General features: G+C 42.1%; 21 protein-coding genes. 19 read left to right on the top strand and 2 right to left on the bottom strand.

The features are described 5' to 3' along the window. Positions 1–53 precede the first annotated feature (53 nt). Entirely contained in the window at positions 54–215 is a 162-nt protein-coding gene (gene mciZ, locus ADA55_RS28265; protein WP_072273199.1) for a Z-ring formation inhibitor MciZ, read from the bottom strand. 75 nt (positions 216–290) lie between these two features. Here mciZ and ADA55_RS05365 point away from each other — a divergent pair, with 75 nt between their 5' ends. Beyond that, the gene (locus tag ADA55_RS05365) at positions 291–842 is read left to right on the top strand and encodes an NUDIX hydrolase (RefSeq protein ID WP_048680183.1); all 552 of its coding nucleotides are present in this window, start codon (positions 291–293) and stop codon (positions 840–842) included. Then, a complete protein-coding gene (locus tag ADA55_RS05360; RefSeq protein WP_048680180.1) occupies positions 843–2024 on the top strand; it encodes an endonuclease Q family protein in 1182 nt (393 codons plus the stop codon). A 36-nt stretch (positions 2025–2060) separates the two neighbouring features. Here the strand turns inward: ADA55_RS05360 and ADA55_RS05355 are convergent, their stop codons facing one another. Then, positions 2061–2624 (bottom strand): GNAT family N-acetyltransferase, encoded by a 564-nt coding sequence (locus ADA55_RS05355; protein ID WP_048680179.1) that lies wholly within the window; start codon positions 2622–2624, stop codon positions 2061–2063. A gap of 139 nt (positions 2625–2763) precedes the next feature. On the opposite strand from ADA55_RS05355, the gene spoIIM reads away from it, so the two are divergent. From spoIIM to lysA, 17 genes are all read left to right on the top strand, one after another. Then, a complete protein-coding gene (spoIIM, locus tag ADA55_RS05350) occupies positions 2764–3411 on the top strand; it encodes a stage II sporulation protein M (protein WP_048680177.1) in 648 nt (215 codons plus the stop codon). 119 nt (positions 3412–3530) lie between these two features. After that, entirely contained in the window at positions 3531–3980 is a 450-nt protein-coding gene (locus ADA55_RS05345; RefSeq protein WP_034311309.1) for a Fur family transcriptional regulator, read from the top strand. Between the two features lie 166 nt (positions 3981–4146). Beyond that, the gene (locus ADA55_RS05340; RefSeq protein ID WP_034308153.1) at positions 4147–4374 is read left to right on the top strand and encodes a YqzK family protein; all 228 of its coding nucleotides are present in this window, start codon (positions 4147–4149) and stop codon (positions 4372–4374) included. Between the two features lie 5 nt (positions 4375–4379). Beyond that, a complete protein-coding gene (gene xerD, locus ADA55_RS05335) occupies positions 4380–5273 on the top strand; it encodes a site-specific tyrosine recombinase XerD (protein WP_048680170.1) in 894 nt (297 codons plus the stop codon). A gap of 298 nt (positions 5274–5571) precedes the next feature. After that, the gene (gene deoB, locus ADA55_RS05330; RefSeq protein ID WP_048680166.1) at positions 5572–6774 is read left to right on the top strand and encodes a phosphopentomutase; all 1203 of its coding nucleotides are present in this window, start codon (positions 5572–5574) and stop codon (positions 6772–6774) included. Next, the gene (locus tag ADA55_RS05325; protein WP_048680164.1) at positions 6775–7587 is read left to right on the top strand and encodes a purine-nucleoside phosphorylase; all 813 of its coding nucleotides are present in this window, start codon (positions 6775–6777) and stop codon (positions 7585–7587) included. 66 nt (positions 7588–7653) lie between these two features. Continuing rightward, complete coding sequence (locus ADA55_RS05320) at positions 7654–8958, top strand: pyrimidine-nucleoside phosphorylase (RefSeq protein WP_048680161.1); 1305 nt, start codon at positions 7654–7656, stop codon at positions 8956–8958. A 207-nt stretch (positions 8959–9165) separates the two neighbouring features. Next, positions 9166–10332, top strand: a complete 1167-nt coding sequence (locus ADA55_RS05315; protein WP_048680159.1) for a D-alanyl-D-alanine carboxypeptidase family protein — start codon at positions 9166–9168, stop codon at positions 10330–10332. Between the two features lie 131 nt (positions 10333–10463). Continuing rightward, on the top strand, positions 10464–10814 hold the full coding sequence (gene spoIIAA / locus ADA55_RS05310; protein WP_034308142.1) for an anti-sigma F factor antagonist: 351 nt from the start codon (positions 10464–10466) through the stop codon (positions 10812–10814). Between the two features lies 1 nt (position 10815). Beyond that, on the top strand, positions 10816–11256 hold the full coding sequence (spoIIAB, locus tag ADA55_RS05305; RefSeq protein ID WP_034308139.1) for an anti-sigma F factor: 441 nt from the start codon (positions 10816–10818) through the stop codon (positions 11254–11256). A 13-nt stretch (positions 11257–11269) separates the two neighbouring features. Beyond that, the gene (sigF, locus tag ADA55_RS05300) at positions 11270–12037 is read left to right on the top strand and encodes an RNA polymerase sporulation sigma factor SigF (RefSeq protein ID WP_034308137.1); all 768 of its coding nucleotides are present in this window, start codon (positions 11270–11272) and stop codon (positions 12035–12037) included. A 280-nt stretch (positions 12038–12317) separates the two neighbouring features. Beyond that, positions 12318–13607 (top strand): NCS2 family permease, encoded by a 1290-nt coding sequence (locus ADA55_RS05295; protein ID WP_048680228.1) that lies wholly within the window; start codon positions 12318–12320, stop codon positions 13605–13607. A 158-nt stretch (positions 13608–13765) separates the two neighbouring features. Further along, a complete protein-coding gene (locus ADA55_RS05290) occupies positions 13766–14383 on the top strand; it encodes a stage V sporulation protein AA (RefSeq protein ID WP_034308133.1) in 618 nt (205 codons plus the stop codon). Continuing rightward, the gene (locus ADA55_RS05285; protein ID WP_034308131.1) at positions 14373–14795 is read left to right on the top strand and encodes a stage V sporulation protein AB; all 423 of its coding nucleotides are present in this window, start codon (positions 14373–14375) and stop codon (positions 14793–14795) included. The genes ADA55_RS05290 and ADA55_RS05285 overlap by 11 nt, the downstream gene beginning before the upstream one ends. 43 nt (positions 14796–14838) lie before the next feature. Continuing rightward, the gene (locus ADA55_RS05280) at positions 14839–15444 is read left to right on the top strand and encodes a stage V sporulation protein AE (protein ID WP_048680156.1); all 606 of its coding nucleotides are present in this window, start codon (positions 14839–14841) and stop codon (positions 15442–15444) included. Further along, the gene (locus ADA55_RS05275; protein WP_373689802.1) at positions 15425–16891 is read left to right on the top strand and encodes a spore germination protein; all 1467 of its coding nucleotides are present in this window, start codon (positions 15425–15427) and stop codon (positions 16889–16891) included. The genes ADA55_RS05280 and ADA55_RS05275 overlap by 20 nt, the downstream gene beginning before the upstream one ends. 275 nt (positions 16892–17166) lie before the next feature. After that, a complete protein-coding gene (gene lysA, locus ADA55_RS05270; protein ID WP_048680148.1) occupies positions 17167–18495 on the top strand; it encodes a diaminopimelate decarboxylase in 1329 nt (442 codons plus the stop codon). Positions 18496–18856: the final 361 nt, after the last annotated feature.

Raw genomic sequence — 18856 nt, 5'->3', positions numbered from 1 at the left:
ATCCACTCCCTTTACATTCATTGTAAAGGAGAAATCCATTTCACTCAAAGAATTCACTTGATCCGTTTTAAAGGAGTGGGTGGCACCTGATCGTGAATGTCGGCAATCCAATCATTGACATAGACATATTGATTTTGTAATTGCTTTAGTTTTTGAAGGATTTCCCAGCTCTTTCCGGATAAAGTAACGCTTTTTTCCAATACGTAAACTTTCATTAAATCGCCCTCCATCTCTATTATGGTAAAATGTATGAGGAATCATGCTGCAATTAGAACAGAGGAGTGGTCACGATGAAAAAATTTGAAGAAAAAACGCTGTCTTCGAAAAAAATCTTCACAGGAAAAGTAATCAGCCTGCAAGTGGATGATGTAGAGCTTCCTGATGGGAAAACGGGTAAACGTGAAATAATCAAGCATCCGGGAGCGGTTGCCGTCATAGCTCTCACGTCAGAAAATAAAATCATCATGGTTGAACAGTACCGTAAAGCGCTGGAGAGAAGCTTGGTGGAAATTCCTGCAGGGAAGCTTGAAAAAGGCGAAGAACCGGTTCTGTCGGCTAAACGGGAGCTGGAAGAGGAGACAGGTTATGAATGTGAAAAAATGGAGCACATCATATCCTTCTATACATCCCCAGGTTTCGCCGATGAATTGGTCCACCTGTATGTGGCCCACAATTTGAAAAAGAAAGAAAATGCGGCACCGTTGGATGAAGATGAATTTGTCGAAATGCTTGAACTCACGCTGGAGGAAGCTCAAACTTACATGGATGAAGGGAAGATCCAGGATGCCAAAACGGCATATGCAGTTCAGTATCTGCAGTTGAAAAAGGCGATGACATCATAAATGAAAGAGTTTTACGCTGACCTGCATATCCATATAGGCAGAACGAGAAGCGGAAGGGCCGTGAAAATAACAGGTGCTAAAACGTTAACCTTCAGCAATGTGCTGCAAGTGGCAAGTGAAAGGAAGGGCCTTGATCTAATCGGGATAATCGATTGTCATTCTCCTGAAATTATCGAAGAGATCGAAGCGGGGATTCTTGATGGCGAAATCACGGAAAAGACTGAAGGCGGACTTCAATATAAGAATACAACCATCATTCCGGGCTCGGAGATTGAAATTTATGATCATAATTGTAATGGACCGATCCATGTCCTCGCCTATTTTCCCACTTTAAAAGCGATGAAGGAATTCTCCTCATGGATGAGCGGACATGTTAAAAATATCACCTTAAGCTCCCAAAGGATTTATTGTGATGGAAGAACGCTGCAAAAAACCGTGAAGTCACTGGGCGGCCTTTTTATCCCGGCACATGTTTTCACCCCATTTAAAAGCTTATATGGAAAAGGGGTGCGATCCAGTCTGACTGAAGTATTCGATCCGGAGCTAATTGATGCCATCGAGCTTGGTTTAAGTTCAGATACAGAAATGGTCAAGGATATCGAGGAGTTGGACTCCTATGTATTCGTAACAAATTCCGATGCGCATTCGCTTGGGAAAATCGCTCGTGAATATCAAAAAGTCCTGCTTGAAGAACCAAGTTTCAATGAGCTGGCAAAAGCCCTTAAAGAAACAGGGAATCGTAAGGTGACCGTTAATTATGGATTGAACCCCTTATTGGGAAAGTATCACCAAACCGTATGTTCAGGGTGTTTACATCAGGTATTGAGGGATAGTGAACAATGTCCTGAGTGTGGTAATAAATCCATTATTAAAGGGGTATCGGCCAGGATTGAAGAACTCTCCGTTTCCGGGATGGACAGAAGAGACGGAAAGGAAAGGCCGCCGTATATCCATCAAGTGCCACTCGACTTCATCCCGGGACTCGGACCTAAATCCATGGAAAAACTGCTGGTGGCATTTGGAACAGAGATGAATATCCTTCATGAAGTTACGCTTGAACAGCTAATGGAAATCGTTCCTGAAAAATTGGCGGTCTACATCGATTCTGCCAGAAAAGGGACGCTTTCTTTTGAAGTGGGGGGCGGAGGAAAGTACGGAAAGGTCAAAAAGGAATTATCCTGAAAAAAGTCCTGACAGATGAGATCTGTCAGGACTTTTTTAATTTGTTGTTTTTGCATAAATGGAGGTGTCCCGCACTTCCATGCCGTCTGCACTAAGGCAGTCATTACGTAAAATTCCTTCAAGGGTGAATCCCAGCTTCTCGGGAATCCGTTTGCTGGCAATATTATTGGGATCACAGCGGATTTCGACCCGTTTTGCACCGTAATGGTAAAAGGCGAATTTAGTTAACTTTTCCACTGTCTCCGTTATGTAGCCCAGTTTACTGAATCTCGTATCAATCCAATAGCCAATTTCGAATTTAGGAATATCCCAGTTGATTCGGTGCAGACCAGTGGAACCGATGAATTGATCGTCTTCTTTCCTATAAATATGGAGTCTTATATCCTCTTTTAAAATAAAGTCCGCAAAGGCCTTAAGGACGTTCTGTTCAGAAGTTTCCAATGAAACATCTTGATGGGCAAACGGCAGCCACTGTTTCAATTCAGGTTTAGAATGGACAATGGCTTCGTAAAGGTCCGGGCCATCGCCAGGCTGACAAGGTCTTAGATATAATCGAGGTGTTTCGATTTTTTCGGGAAAATCCATTAATATAGCTTTCATATCCTGCCTCCATCTCATTGATGTGGAAAATTATAACATAAATTGGGTTCAATGTGTTCGGCTGAAGGGGAAAGTTTTCTTAGCATAAATGAAAGAGTGAAAACATAGATTCTAGTAAGCGGAGTTGGGAGGATGAAAGATGAAAAAAAAATCTGTCGTACAAAATGCCGTAATGAAACATATTAACGAACATTCCTCATTATATGTCTTTATCACTGTGCTTTTTTTGATGGGTGTCATTTTTGGGGCAATATTGGTGAATAGTTTGAGCTTTACCCAAAAGGAAGACTTGTTCTATTATTTATCGCAATTTTTCGGACAAGTATCCAAAGGTGAATTTGCATCTTCGCATGATATGTTCAGCCAAAGTATTATGCATAATATAAAATATATCGGGGTCATCTGGATTCTCGGAATATCGGTCATCGGTTTGCCTGTCATCCTGGTTTTGTTATTTATAAAAGGGATGGTCGTTGGATTCACGGTCGGCTTTTTAGTCAATCAAATGGGATGGAGCGGGTTCTTATTATCGTTTGTCGCTATTCTGCCCCAAAATATATTCATCGTCCCGATATTCATCGTAATAACCGTCCTTGCCGTTTCACTATCCATGAAAATGATCAGCCGGATTTTCCTTAAGCAGGTTCGTGAACCGCTGAAGCCGATAATTTCACGGTATATTTTCTCATTGGTTTTGTCGGGGTTATTCTTGATTACGGCTGCTGTATTTGAAGCGTACCTATCCCCTTCTTTAATGAAAAATGTCGTAAGTTTATTGGGTCATTGATGGAAATATACCGTTCCCGCAAATTTTTTTATCATTAACAAGAAATCTATTTTGACAGTTTTCCCTCTTTTGATATAATGGATAAGATAGCGGCGCGGGAGGGAATATTAGGTATGGAAATAGAAAACAGAATTGATAGGATAAAAAAGCAGTTACACTCGTCCAGCTACAAATTAACGCCTCAGCGAGAAGCGACCGTCCGCGTTTTACTTGAGCATGAAGAGGATCATTTAAGCGCAGAAGACGTTTACCTCCTTGTCAAAGAAAAGTCGCCGGAAATTGGATTGGCAACAGTTTACCGTACGCTAGAGTTGCTGACTGAATTGAAAATAGTAGATAAAATTAACTTTGGAGACGGGGTTTCCCGTTATGATTTAAGACAAGAAGGAGCTGCGCATTTCCATCATCATCTTGTTTGTGTGGAATGTGGTGCGGTAGATGAGATCCAGGAAGACCTACTTGAAGACGTAGAAGACATTGTGGAACGCGACTGGAACTTCAAGATAAAAGACCATAGATTAACCTTTCATGGCATTTGTCATCGATGTCATGACAAAGAAGAAAATTAAGGTGAATGAAGTCGGACCTTTTCCATTTAATGGAGAAGGTTTTCTGCATTTTAATAGCTGGTTTTCTCAAGTAAGAGCTGTTTTTGTTTTCTCCTTTCCGAAACACGTATAAAACTTGTCCTGTTGGGCATAGATTGATACAAAGGGTCGAATGGGAGGGGAAAGGATGAAAACATCATTATCGCTTATTTTGCACACGGCTAAAGTGATGATTCTCTTTGTTAGCTTCACTGTTCTTTTTTATATAGGAATGGTATGGTTAAATCAGGAATATCAAAGTTATCATCGTTATGATGAACCGAAAGGCATGGCTGTAAAAGTATCGAAGGCTGTTGATACGGGTGATGATGCATGGCTTGAACGCCTAATGTTGTTTTATTTAAACGGGGAGTAATGAATATGGAGAATCAAATTAGGGATTTCATTCATTTTTTAACCATTGAAAAAGGACTTGCCAAGAATACGCTCGTCTCGTATGAGCGTGACTTAAGATCATATTGGAGCTTTCTGAAAGATGTTGAAACCATTGAAGATTGGAATGATTCACGACGGGTGAACATCCTGCATTTTCTCGTGCGGTTAAAGGATCAAGGGAAATCATCGAAGACGGTGGCGCGTCATATAGCTTCCATTCGTTCTTTTCATCAATTTCTTCTAAGGGAAAGAATAACAAATCAGGATCCGTCCATACATATAGAAACGCCAAAACCGGAACGAAGCCTTCCAAAGGTATTAAGCATGGAAGAGGTTGAAGCACTATTGGAAGCCCCGAAGAAAATGGATGAATTCGGATTACGCGATAAGGCAATGCTCGAACTGATGTATGCGACGGGTATGCGTGTCAGTGAGTTGATATCCATGGATGTGAGTGATGTCCATGCATCGATGGGTTTTGTCCGTTGTGTAGGGAAAGGAAATAAAGAGAGGATCATTCCGATTGGACAAACTGCATTGGGTGCGATTGAACATTATATGGAAAGTTCCCGGGGGAAAATGACCAGCCCGAAGCACAGGACAGATTCACTTTTTTTGAATCATCATGGAAACAGGCTGACAAGGCAGGGATTCTGGAAGATTCTAAAAAAACTTGTAAAATCGGCACAAATTGAAAAAGAAATTACACCGCATACACTGAGACATTCTTTCGCGACACATCTATTGATGAATGGGGCTGATTTACGTGCCGTCCAAGAAATGCTTGGTCATGCGGATATTTCGACAACTCAAATTTATACACATATTACGAACGTACGGATCAAGGATGTCTATTCAAAATTCCATCCGCGAGCTTAAAGGATTAGTAGACTGATAGAAAGGTTGTGAATTTAACTGCGAGGCAGTTGAAGGAGCAGCCTTTTTTCTGTGTCGGCAAGACGGCTATAAGGGATGCTGATGATTCTAACGCACATCTTATGGCACTTTGTTTCATTCCGAAATATATTATTTGTCTCCATCATGGTAATCGTTTACAATGTAGAGAGGTCAGACTTCTGACGTTCTTGCGATTTCATTTAAATGAAGAGTAACTGAGCAGAATAAGGGTATTATAGAGAGTATAAAAAGTGATTTACTATTTTAGGAGGAATGACTCATGAAAGGGAATTCAGCATTTAAACGAATATTTGTAATAGTTATGGATTCAGTTGGGATTGGCGAAGCACCTGATGCAGATTTATTCGGCGATAAAGGTGCGGATACACTCGGCCATATCGCAGAAAAAATGAATGGATTGAACATGCCGACTCTCGCAAAATTGGGTTTAGGCAATATCCGTGAAATCAAGGGAATTGAAAAAGCTCAACAACCTCTCGCATACTATACGAAAATGAAGGAAGCCTCTACAGGGAAAGATACGATGACTGGGCATTGGGAAATCATGGGGTTGAATATATCGACTCCATTCCGTGTATTTCCAGATGGTTTCCCGGAATTATTAGTCAATGAACTCGAGGCGAAAATGGGTCGGGGAATTATTGGGAATGTCCCGGCAAGCGGCACGGAAATCATTGAGAGGCTTGGCGAGGAACATATGAAAACGGGTGCGCTGATTGTATATACATCAGCTGATTCCGTATTACAGATTGCTGCACATGAAGATATCGTCCCGATAGACGAATTATACAAGATTTGTGAAATTGCCCGTGAAGTTACAATGGCTGATGAGTTCAAGGTTGGACGCGTTATTGCCAGACCGTTCACTGGTGAACCAGGCAACTTCAAAAGAACGCCTAACCGTCATGATTATGCATTGAAACCGTTTGACCGGACAGTAATGGATGAATTGAAAGATTCTGGATATGATGTCCTTGCAATCGGGAAGATCTCGGATATCTTTGATGGGGAAGGTGTCACTGAATCATTAAGGACCGTATCCAATATGGATGGAATGGATAAATTAATCCAAACGGTAGAACAGGATTTCAAAGGGTTAAGTTTCCTAAATCTAGTCGACTTCGATGCTTTATACGGTCACCGCCGCGACCCAGAGGGATACGGAAAGGCATTGGAAGAATTCGATGCTCGGATGCCTGAAGTCCTTGATAAACTGAAAGAGGATGATTTATTGATCATCACTGCCGATCACGGGAATGATCCGGTCCATGAAGGAACCGATCATACACGTGAATATGTACCATTGTTAGTCTATTCCAAACGATTTACAGAAGGTGCCGAACTCCCGATAAGAGATACATTTGCTGATATTGGGGCGACGGTCGCTGCTAATTTTGATGTGAAAATGCCTGCCTTCGGAAAAAATATATTGGGCGATCTAAATTTAGGGGAGAATAAATAGATGTTTAATAAAATAGAGACTGCTGCGTCATTCATAAAAAGTAAAATTGAAGGCTCTCCGGAGATAGGACTGATTCTTGGTTCCGGACTTGGAGTATTGGCGGATGAAATTGAAAATCCGATAACGATTCCTTACCACGAAATCCCGGAATTCCCGGTATCGACTGTTGAAGGACACGCTGGACAGCTTGTCATTGGACAATTAAGTGGCAAAAAAGTTGTAGCGATGCAAGGGCGTTTCCACTTTTATGAGGGTTACTCCATGGAGAAGGTCACTTTCCCTGTCCGTGTAATGAAACTTCTTGGTGTTGAACAGTTAATCGTAACGAATGCTGCCGGAAGCGTTAATGAAAGCTATCAACCAGGTGACTTGATGCTCATTACGGATCATATTAATTTAATGGGGGCAAACCCATTGATTGGTCCTAATGAAGAGCGTTTCGGCCCTAGATTCCCTGATATGTCGGAAGCTTATAATAAAGACCTTCGGACGCAAGCGAAAAAAATAGCAGCTTCACTAGGATTGGATATTAAAGAAGGTGTCTATATCGGTAATACAGGACCGACCTATGAGACACCGGCAGAAGTGAAAATGGCAAGGATCCTTGGCGGGGATGCAGTTGGTATGTCGACAGTCCCGGAAGTTATCGTAGCAAGGCATAGCGGAATGAAGGTGCTCGGAATCTCATGCCTTACCAATATGGCCGCGGGCATTCTGGATCAGCCTTTGTCACATGAAGAGGTAATTGAAACGACTGAAAAAGTGAAAAGCAGTTTTCTTGAATTTGTTAAGCAAATCGTTAAAGACATATAAAACGATCCAAAAAAATACAAGTACACCTAAAGAAAATCGGTGTCTTTAAAAAGTGGGGATTCTAATATGAGAATGGTAGATTTAATCGAGAAAAAGCGTGATGGAAAGGCTCTTACTACAGAAGAAATACAGTTCATCATCAATGGGTTTACCGATGGATCGATTCCGGATTACCAAATGAGCGCTTGGTCAATGGCTGTTTATTTTAAGGGCATGAATGAGCAGGAACGTGCTGATCTAACCATGGCAATGGTCGAATCGGGAGATCAAATTGATTTATCGATGATTGAAGGAATTAAAGTCGATAAACATTCAACAGGCGGTGTGGGCGATACCACAACTCTAGTGCTTGGACCATTGGTTGCTGCTGTTGGTGTTCCGGTGGCAAAGATGTCAGGACGCGGTCTTGGCCATACAGGCGGGACGATCGATAAGCTGGAGTCTGTAAAAGGATTTCATGTCGAAATAGAAAATGACGAGTTCATCCGGCTTGTCAATAAAAATAAGATAGCAGTCATTGGGCAAAGCGGTAACCTGACTCCGGCCGACAAAAAGTTATATGCATTGCGCGATGTTACGGGTACCGTTAACAGTATCGGTTTGATCGCTGGCTCGATCATGAGTAAGAAAATCGCCGCTGGTGCTGATGCAATCGTACTTGATGTTAAAACGGGAGCGGGAGCTTTCATGAAAACTCTCGAAGATTCCGAAGAATTGGCGCATGCAATGGTTAGCATCGGAAACAATGTAGGACGAAACACGATGGCTGTCATCTCCGATATGAGCCAACCGTTGGGTTACGCTATCGGAAATGCTTTAGAAGTGAAGGAAGCAATCGACACGCTTAAAGGAGAGGGACCGGAAGATTTAACGGAACTTTCTTTAACACTGGGAAGCCATATGGTATACCTTGCCAAAAAGGCAAGCTCGCTGGAAGAAGCAAGAACCTTGCTGGAAAATGCAATCAAGGATGGTTCTGCACTTAACTCATTCAAGATTTTCCTGGAAGCGCAGGGAGGCGATGGTTCGGTTGTAGATCAGCCGGAAAAACTACCGCAGGCTGCTCATACTTTCGAGCTGGAAGCGAAAGAGGACGGATATGTATCGGAAATCATCGCTGATGAAGTAGGAACGGCAGCTATGCTGTTAGGCGCCGGGCGGGCGACAAAAGAATCAGAGATTGATTTGGCAGTCGGACTGGTACTTCGTAAAAAAATCGGGGAAACCGTAGCAAAAGGTGAATCACTTGTGACGATTTACAGCAATTTCGAAGATGTTTCAAAGGTAAAAGAAAAGTTGTATGAAAGCATTGCGATTTCCAAAGAGAAAATAGAAAAACCTACATTGATCTATAAAGAGATCATGGAATAAACATTTTCCAAAAAAAGGCCGCGCTTTTGAGCGGCCTTTTTACGTTTATCCCATTGAATTCTTAAAAGAGGATGCCCATGCGCATCCTCTTTTAATTTGGTTCACTTTGTTACCCTATATCCAGTATATGTTCAAAATTCATCTTTATTTGTATAAAAATGGGTTTAATGGAAAAAATAAAAAATATAAAGATTGGAGGGTATGGAGATGAAGCGGATTCTTTCTGTATTTTTAACCGTTTTGGTAGCATTGGGTTTTAACATCCCGCATACAAAAGCAGCTGAAGAAAAAGGAGTCGAATTGGCGGCAAATGCTAAATCCGCTATTTTGATTGAACGGGATACAGGTACTGTTCTCTATGATAAAAATGCAGACGATCGCCTTTCACCGGCAAGCATGACGAAAATCATGACGATGCTGCTGATCATGGAAGCGATCGATAAAGGCGAACTCAGCATGAAGGAGAAAATCAGGACTAGTGAGTATGCAGCGTCGATGGGCGGTTCCCAGATCTTCCTCGAGCCAGGTGAAGAAATGACCACGGAACAAATGCTTAAAGGCATCTCGATTGGTTCGGCGAATGATGCATCGGTGGCGATGGCTGAACGTCTAGCTGGATCGGAAGAAGAGTTTGTCAGGGAAATGAACAAAAAGGCGAAAGACCTCGGGTTGAAAAATACAAAGTTCCAAAACGCAACGGGACTTCCTGTTAAAGATCATTACAGTTCGGCACATGATATGTCGATCATGGCGAAGGAATTATTGAAATACGATACGATTACAAGGTTCACGGGTACATATGAAGATTATCTCCGTGAAAATACCGAAAAGAAATTTTGGCTTGTCAACACAAATAGGTTAGTGAAATTTTATCCTGGGGTCGATGGACTGAAAACAGGATTCACAAATGAAGCGAAATATTGTTTGACAGCAACTGCTAAAAAAGGGAATATGCGTGTCATTGCCGTCGTTTTCGGAGCCGTTTCTCCAAAGGAACGAAACGCTCAGGTCACCAAGATGTTAGATTATGCATTTTCACAATACATCACATACCCTATTTATAAACGCGGTGAGGTGTTAGGTGAAGCCAAGGTAAGTAAAGGGCAAAAGAAAACCGTGGTGGGCGTCACAAGTGAACCTATTTCGGTTTTGACAGCCAAAAACGGAACGGCAAAGGACTTTACTAAAAAAATCACGCTTGATAAAGATTTGGATGCCCCGATTAAAAAAGGTGATGAAATTGGTACGCTTGAATTGAAGAATAACGGTAAGGTATATGTCGAATCTCCGATTGTTGCGAAGGAAACTGTTGATAATGCCAGCTGGTGGCAATTGTATAAACGGGCTTTCGGCATGTTTACCCAGGCGAAATAGAATAAATTGTCGCATTGCCTGTTAATCGTACTAATTTAGGCGAAACTCCACTAGTTTTGCTAGTAAGGAGGAATCGGCAGGTGAAAAAGAGAATTTGACTCTTTATAAGACAGTGAAGGAGGCTGTATATAATGAGTCTTACGATTAATATGGAGGCGAAAAATCGCGTATTGTGCATTCGTCTCAAAGGTGATTTAGATCATCATACAGCAGAAAAATTGAAAAATCAGGCAGAGGCAGCCATTCAAAAGCATAATATCAAGCATATCATCCTTAACATGGAAGAACTGGATTTTATGGACAGTTCAGGGCTCGGAGTTATTTTGGGCCGTTATAAGCAGGTAAACAAAAAGCAAGGTGAAATGGTGGTCTGTGCAATTTCTCCAGCAGTAAAGCGGTTATTTGAGATGTCAGGGTTGTTTAAAATTGTTAAAATGGAACTATCCGAAAAAAACGCTTTGCAAAGACTGGGGGTTGCCTAATATGAAAAATAAAATGGAAACGAAATTTTCTGCACTTAGCCAAAATGAATCTTTTGCCAGGGTAACTGTTGCGGCATTCATTGCCCAATTGGACCCGACGATGGATGAATTGACAGAGATCAAGACTGTCGTGTCAGAAGCCGTTACGAATTCGATCATCCATGGGTATGAGAGTGACCCGGAAGGTTGGGTCTACATTTCAGTGGTCATCGAAGGCGATACTGTGGAATTGACCATCCGGGATGAAGGACTGGGCATTGAAGACGTCGAGGAGGCTAAACAGCCGTTATTTACGACAAAACCCGAACTTGAACGTTCCGGTATGGGATTCACCATCATGGAAAACTTCATGGATGAAATCAATATAATTTCCCATAAGGGCGAAGGCACGATCATTCGATTAAAAAAGCACTTAACTACAAGCAGAGCTTTGTGCAATTAAGGGAGACTTGCATATGGATGTGGAGGTTAAAAACGAGAAGAGCAAGAAAGGCCAGCCCCATTTAAAAGATGAGGAATTGCGGAATTTAATCCAACGCAGCCAGAGCGGTGACCAAGATGCAAGGAATCTGATTGTCAATAGCAATCTGAGGCTTGTATGGTCAGTAGTGCAAAGATTCCTCAATCGAGGTTACGAACCGGATGACCTTTATCAAATAGGCTGTATAGGTCTGTTGAAGTCCGTGGATAAATTTGACTTATCGTTTGAAGTGAAATTCTCAACGTATGCTGTGCCTATGATCATTGGTGAAATCCAACGTTTTATCCGTGATGATGGAACGGTTAAAGTAAGCCGGTCATTAAAGGAAATGGCGAATAAAATTCGCAGGGCCAAAGAGGAACTTTCAAAGACGTATGGCCGCGTTCCGACTGTCAATGAATTGGCGGAACATCTAGAGCTGTCGCCAGAGGAAATCATCATGGCCCAAGAAGCTAGCAGGAGCCCTTCATCGATCCATGAAACGGTTTACGAAAATGATGGAGATCCGATTACTCTTCTTGACCAGATTGCCGACCATAATGAAACATCCTGGTTCGATCAAATCGCTTTGAAAGAAGCCATACATGAATTGAATGAACGTGAAAGGCTGATTGTTTTCCTGAGGTATTATAAAGATCAGACGCAATCGGAAGTGGCGGCAAGGCTTGGTATTTCCCAAGTTCAGGTATCAAGGCTGGAAAAGAAGATTCTTCAGCAAATGAAAAACCACATGAATCAGTGATTCATGTGGTTTTTTTTATTGAGCTGAAAATAAATACTGATTTTAGGAAAAAGTAAAAGTGATTTAAGATGAAACTAGGGATGGGGTCGAATTTTTAGTTGAATTTAGGAATAAAAACGAATATTATAGTAAAGGTCGCGTTTCTCATTCGTTTTTTTATCTTTCTTTCAATGAATAATGATCAGGAAAAACGTCGATGCAGTACAATATTAGGACACCTTGTCTTTTCGTGCAAACGGTTGTCGGTGATTCCTTTAGATCTGGAGGTCTAAATATGTTTATGGAAAAGTTTTTCTCCCTGAAAGAAAATGGGACGGATGTCCGTACAGAAGTCATGGCGGGTGTTACGACATTTTTAACTATGGTTTATATCCTCATTGTGAATCCTGCTTTATTGTCTTCAATCGGAATTCCATTTGAACAAGTTTTCATGGCAACGGTCATATCAGCGGTGATTGGTACCCTAATCATGGGGCTTGTTGCAAAATACCCGATTGCGATAGCACCAGGGATGGGCTTGAATGCTTATTTCGCAAGCGTGGTGGGAGCACAGGGCCTTTCATACCAGACCGTATTCGGTACGGTTTTCATTGCTGGTTTGCTATTTCTATTAATTAGCGTGACTAGCTTGCGTAAAATGATAATTGATGCGATTCCCAACTCATTAAAATACGGCATCACATCCGGAATTGGTTTATTCATTGCGTTTATCGGATTGAAAAATGCTGGAATCGTAGTGCCAAATGAATCAACGATGGTGACGCTTGGCGATTTGCATCAGCCTGGAACCGTTTTAGCATTAGCAGGCTTATTCATTACCTTGATTTTTATGGCCCGTAATATAAAAGGGGCCATTTTCATTGGCATGATCGTTACGGCAATCATTGGCTACTTTATCGGTTTGCTCAACTTCGATGGGGTCTTATCTGTACCTCCAACACCGGTATTTTTCGATATCGATATTGCTGGGGTCTTCACGAATTCTTTATATTCAATTGTTTTCGCCTTTTTACTTGTGACGATCTTCGATACGACAGGTACCTTGATTGGCGTGACAGAACAGGCAGGACTAACGAAAGATGGGAAAATCCCTCGTGCCAAGAAAGCCTTTTTAGGTGATGCGATTGCGACTACAGTCGGCTCGATGTTTGGTACAAGCCCATCGACTGCCTATGTGGAATCGAGCACGGGAGTGGCCGCAGGCGGACGTACGGGATTAACAGCTACTGTCGTGGCAATCTTGTTTGCTGCATCGATTTTCTTTTCTCCATTGATATCGGCAATTTCTTCCGTTCAAGCAATCACAGCTCCCGTTCTGATCATCGTGGGATGTTTCATGATGGAAGGGCTGGCTAAAGTCAATTGGAAAATTTTTGATGAGGCATTTCCGGCATTTGCGATCATTTTAACGATGCCGCTTACTTCAAGTATATCTACAGGGATTGCAATTGGGTTCATCACATATCCTCTAATGAAGGTATTCAGCGGAAAAGGAAAATCGGTACATCCGCTCATTTATATTTTTGGATTGATATTTTTGGTCCAGCTGATTTTCTTCCCCACTCATTAATAGATGAATGTAAACCAAAAAGACATGCTGTCATTGCAGCGTGTCTTTTTTTGGTTTCAAATTAGTAATATTTGGACATGGTTCACTTCCTGCATTTTCAAACTGCTTCCAATCCATACTACTAGCATAAGGAAATAAAAGGTCGGGATGTGATGATAATGGCAGTTGTATATATCAGGATGAGGAACCGTGTACAAGCAAAGGGAAATCAAACGGTGAGGATAAAAGATATTGCAAGGATAATCGGGCCTGAAGAAGTGATTACCAAAATTGAAGAAATCATATTATTAACGGTCAAGAAGGAAGATAAGAATATTATTGTCATTGATTTAGCTCAAGTTATCATGGCCATCCGCAAGGTGGATCCGACTATTGAAGTGGAAACATTCGGCCCTTCCCAAACGATCATCGAAATCATCCTCTCGAAAAAGAAAATGTCATACCTGACATTCGCCTTAGTTTGGTTTTTGTTATTTGTCGGCGGCGGGATGACAATCATGAATTTTCATGTGGATGTCAGCATGGGGGAAGTGCATCAAAAAATCTTTACTATAATAACGGGAAAAGTGGAAGATAAGCCGTTATTGATCCAAATCCCATATAGCTTCGGCCTTGGTATGGGCATGATTCTATTTTTTAATCATTTCTTTAAAAAACGCTTCAATGAGGAACCTAGTCCGCTCGAGGTTGAAATGTTCAACTATCAGCAGGATTTGGACCGTTATGTAATCATGAATGAAAATAAGGAAAACGTGCGCCACCTTGATGACCGGTAAAATCATCTTCGGAATCTTTGTCGGTTTAGCCGGGGGTTTTGCGACAGGTGCCGGTTTTGTAGCGTTTTTAACTGTACTTGGGGTGATTCCAAGACTGACTCAGCTGACAAAAACAATGAAAATGATACATTACTACGAAGGAGCCATCATTGCCGGAGTTGTCGCAGGAACATGGTTAGGATTACAGGAAACGGAACTTTCCCTTCCGCATTTTCTTTTAATTCCGATCGGTTTGGCTGACGGGATATTTAATGGGATGCTTGCGGCTGCCTTAACTGAAGTCCTGAATGTATTTCCAGTTCTTTCAAAACGAATCGGAATTCAAGAGAAGATCATTTATCTGTTAATGGCACTCGTATTGGGGAAAATAGCCGGATCATTATTCCAATGGATTTATTTTGTCGACTTATAAGTGTAAGACGTAACTATTCCTGATGATGAAAGGTAGGCCCAAGATGGTGACCAAACGAAAAGTGATATTGATTACGGATGGAGATGAGTATGCGAAACGGGCTGTCGAGCATGTAGCCAAGGAAATAGGGGGAAGATGTATCTCCATGTCCCAAGGTAATCCATCACGATATACGGGCTTGGAGTTAGTTGAATTAATAAAAAAGGCAAAGTATGATCCTGTATTGGTCATGTTTGATGATAGCGGTTATATAGGAGAAGGATCAGGCGAACAGGCAATGAAGGTAGTTGCCGGACATCCTGATATTGATGTCCTTGGCGTGATAGCGGTCGCTTCAAAGACTAGAAGGGAAGAATGGACCAAGGTGGATATCTGTATTGACCGTGACGGTAACTTGACACCGAACGGGGTTGATAAATACGGCGCCGAGGAATTTGAACTGGGCAAGATAACAGGAGATACGGTGTATTGCATCGATCAATTACATGTTCCCATAGTAGTTGGGATAGGGGATATCGGAAAAATGTCCCATCAGGACGATTTTAAAAGAGGAGCACCGATAACGAAGCTAGCGGTGGAAATCATATTGGAAAGGAGTGGTCATGATGACTTCAGAAAAACCTCAAAACATGACGCCGATTCCGAGTAGGGTAGCGGAAGTTGACGCATACATGGAAGAGAAAGTAGGTCTAGGCGTCAGCTTTGACTTAGGAGTAAGAAAGATAAAGGTCTTTAGAAAAGATGTGCATATTTACTATATAAACGGGCTGACGGATACAGAGTACATCATTGATATCCTCGATTCTCTCATTCATAACAAAAATGCCGATATCGTGTCTACTAAAGTTTTTGATGTAGTCAAAGACTTGCTCGTACACCAATCCGTTCAGGAAATAAAGACGATGGATGAGCTTGTTGATCAGGTATTATCCGGTTTAATCGTCGTTGTTGTTGATGGTAAGCCAATAGGGCTGGTCGTGGATGTCAGGAGTTATCCAGGTAGACAGCCAGTTGAACCCGATACGGAAAAAGTCGTCCGTGGATCAAGGGATGGTTTTGTCGAGAATATCATCATTAACACAGCGATAACCAGACGAAGAATCCGGGATGAAAGATTACGTTTCGAAATGCTGCATGTAGGGGAACGATCGAAATCGGATATATCCATCGGCTACATAAAAGATATTGCCGATCCGGATTTAATAGAAATCGTTCGTAAGGAATTGAACAGTATCGAGGTTGATGGCATAACGATGTCTGATAAAACGATCGAAGAATTCATCGTAAACCAAAGGTATAACCCATATCCGCTTGTCAGATATACGGAACGGGCTGATGTGGCTGCAACGCATTTGCTTGAGGGCCATGTCCTTATTTATGTGGATACTTCACCGAGTGTCATCATTACCCCGTCCACCCTTTTTCATCACATGCAACACGCTGAGGAGTATCGGCAGGCACCTGCCGTTGGGACCTTGGTGCGCTGGGTCCGGTTTCTCGGGATTTTCGTTTCGTTATTCTTGCTGCCGATTTGGTTATTGTTTTGTTTAGATCCTTCCCTCCTGCCGGAAAAGTTCGAGTATATCGGGCCGAATGAAAAAACGCATATACCCATTGTGTTCCAAATCTTCATTTCCGATATAGGGATAGAATTTTTAAGGATGGCAGCCGTTCATACCCCGACCCCGCTTTCCACGGCAATGGGCTTGGTTGCGGCGGTTTTGATAGGGCAAATAGCGATAGATGTCGGCCTATTTGTTCCTGAAGTGGTTCTCTACGCTTCCGTAGCGACAATCGGTACATTTGTCACTCCGAGTTTAGAATTGGGGGTTGCAAATAAAATTACCCGTTTAGTACTGATAGTGTTGGTCGCTTTATTTAAAGTGCCTGGCTTAGTCATAGGCATCACACTCTATTTGATCATGCTCACTAGTATAAAAACATTAAATACACCTTATTTATGGCCGCTTCTCCCGTTTCAGCCGAAGGCCTTGTCACATATAATATTTAGAAGACCTTATCCAGGATCTATAGAACGTCCGAGCATTGTACATCCCCAGGATCTATATAGGCAGCCGAGAAAATCTAAAGGTTGATGTTGTCGAAAAGTTGTGGTAATTTATTTTTATTCGGATAAAGCGATAAAGTTAGGCTTCACAAAGAGATAAAGCTACTATGACTCTTTGGAGTTTAAACCAATCTGTCTTTCCCTTCGAACTACTAAGCAGTCATAGAGAACAATATTTACATCGGATAATTGATTCGGATGAGGCTTATTCATATAGAGGACCTTTTAGAGCAGGTTTTCTTTATTTGAGGCTGCCTCATTTCATATTAATCTTTAGTTTTAAGTCAGGAAGGTGAGGCTATCATGCATTTGTACGGAACCGGCGGTGTCAATGAACGTGGACATCTGGAGATTGGCGGAGTGGACACGATTGAATTGATCGAACAATTTGGTACACCATTATATGTTTATGATGTAGAGCTAATTCGCGAACGGGCGAGAGGGTTCAAGAGAACTTTTGAGGAATTGGGGATTTCGGCTCAAGTTGCTTACGCAAGTAAGGCCTTTTCTTCGATTGCCATGATCCAGTTGGCTGAGCAAGAGGGACTTTCTCTCGATGTTGTCTCAGCGGGGGAATTATATACGGCAATTAAGGCAAATTTCCCAACAGAACGGATTCACTTCCATGGAAATAACAAAAGTGAAGAAGAGCTACATATGGCTTTGGATCATGACATTGGCTGTATAGTAGTCGATAATTTTTCAGAGTTGACACTGTTGGAAGAAATTTGTACAAACCGTGAACAAAAGGTGAAAATCCTTCTTCGTGTAACACCGGGTATTGAAGCCCATACGCATGATTATATTTTGACAGGGCAAGAAGATTCGAAATTTGGTTTTGATCTTATTAACGGCCAGGCAGAAGCTGCCCTTCGACAAGCGCTTCAAAGTGAGTTTCTGGAAGTTCTTGGATTACACTGCCATATCGGTTCCCAAATCTTTCAAACGACCGGTTTCCTTCTGGCAGCCCAAAAAATTATCGGCAAGCTGAGTGATTGGCACGGTTCGGTAGGGTTTCAACCACAGGTATTGAATCTCGGAGGGGGATTCGGGATTCGGTATACACAAGAAGACGACCCGCTACCGGCGTCTCAATATGTTGAGGAGATCGTTAGGGAAGTGCAGAACCTGATTGCTGATTCTGATTTAGTGATGCCTGAAATCTGGATCGAACCTGGCCGTTCATTGGTCGGAGACGCAGGTGTGACACTGTACAAGGTGGGTTCTGAAAAGGAAGTTCCTAATGTCCGTAAATATATTGCCGTAGATGGGGGCATGAGTGATAATATACGTCCCGCTCTTTACGAAGCTAAATATGATGCCATTCTTGCAAACCGGCCGCTTGACCCTGTGGAAGAGACAGTGTCCATTGCCGGTAAATGCTGTGAAAGCGGAGATATGTTGATTTGGGATTTACCATTGCCAAAAGCCGGCCGCGGTGATGTCTTGGCGGTATTTTGTACAGGGGCATATGGATATTCCATGTCGAATAATTACAATCGCATTCCGAGACCGGCTGTCGTCTTTGCCGAAAATGGAGAAGCTCGGTTGGTCATCAAACGCGAAACTTATGAAGATCTTATTCATTTGGACTTGGCCCTTCATGAAGCGGCAGTCGTCAATAAAGATTAGAAAAAAAGGATGGCATTAGCCATCCTTTCAGTTTGTAAATAAAAGGGCTTTGTAAAACGTAACTTTGCTCAAATGATGTTCCCGAACCAAATAACCAATAGAAATACCTTCAAGACATCAGGAATTGATTCTATCTGAATTTTATATCAAATTTGATTAGAACGGAAGGGACGAGACTCCTGCGGGAAAAGCGCGTTCAAAGGGAGACCCCGCAGGCGCAATAGCGCCAAGGAGGCTCCCGGACCGCCCGCGGAAAGCGAGTGCCTGTAGTGGAACTCAACGGTCAAATTGTACTGTTAAAAAAACTGTAGGTAAACTCGATTTTCATCGAGTTTACCTACAGTCTGAAAGGGATGGCATT

Source organism: Bacillus sp. 220_BSPC (assembly GCF_001054655.1).
Lineage (GTDB): Bacteria > Bacillota > Bacilli > Bacillales > DSM-1321 > Peribacillus > Peribacillus frigoritolerans.
Note: the sequence above shows the minus strand (reverse complement) of the source record. Positions and strands in the feature narration are given on the sequence as shown.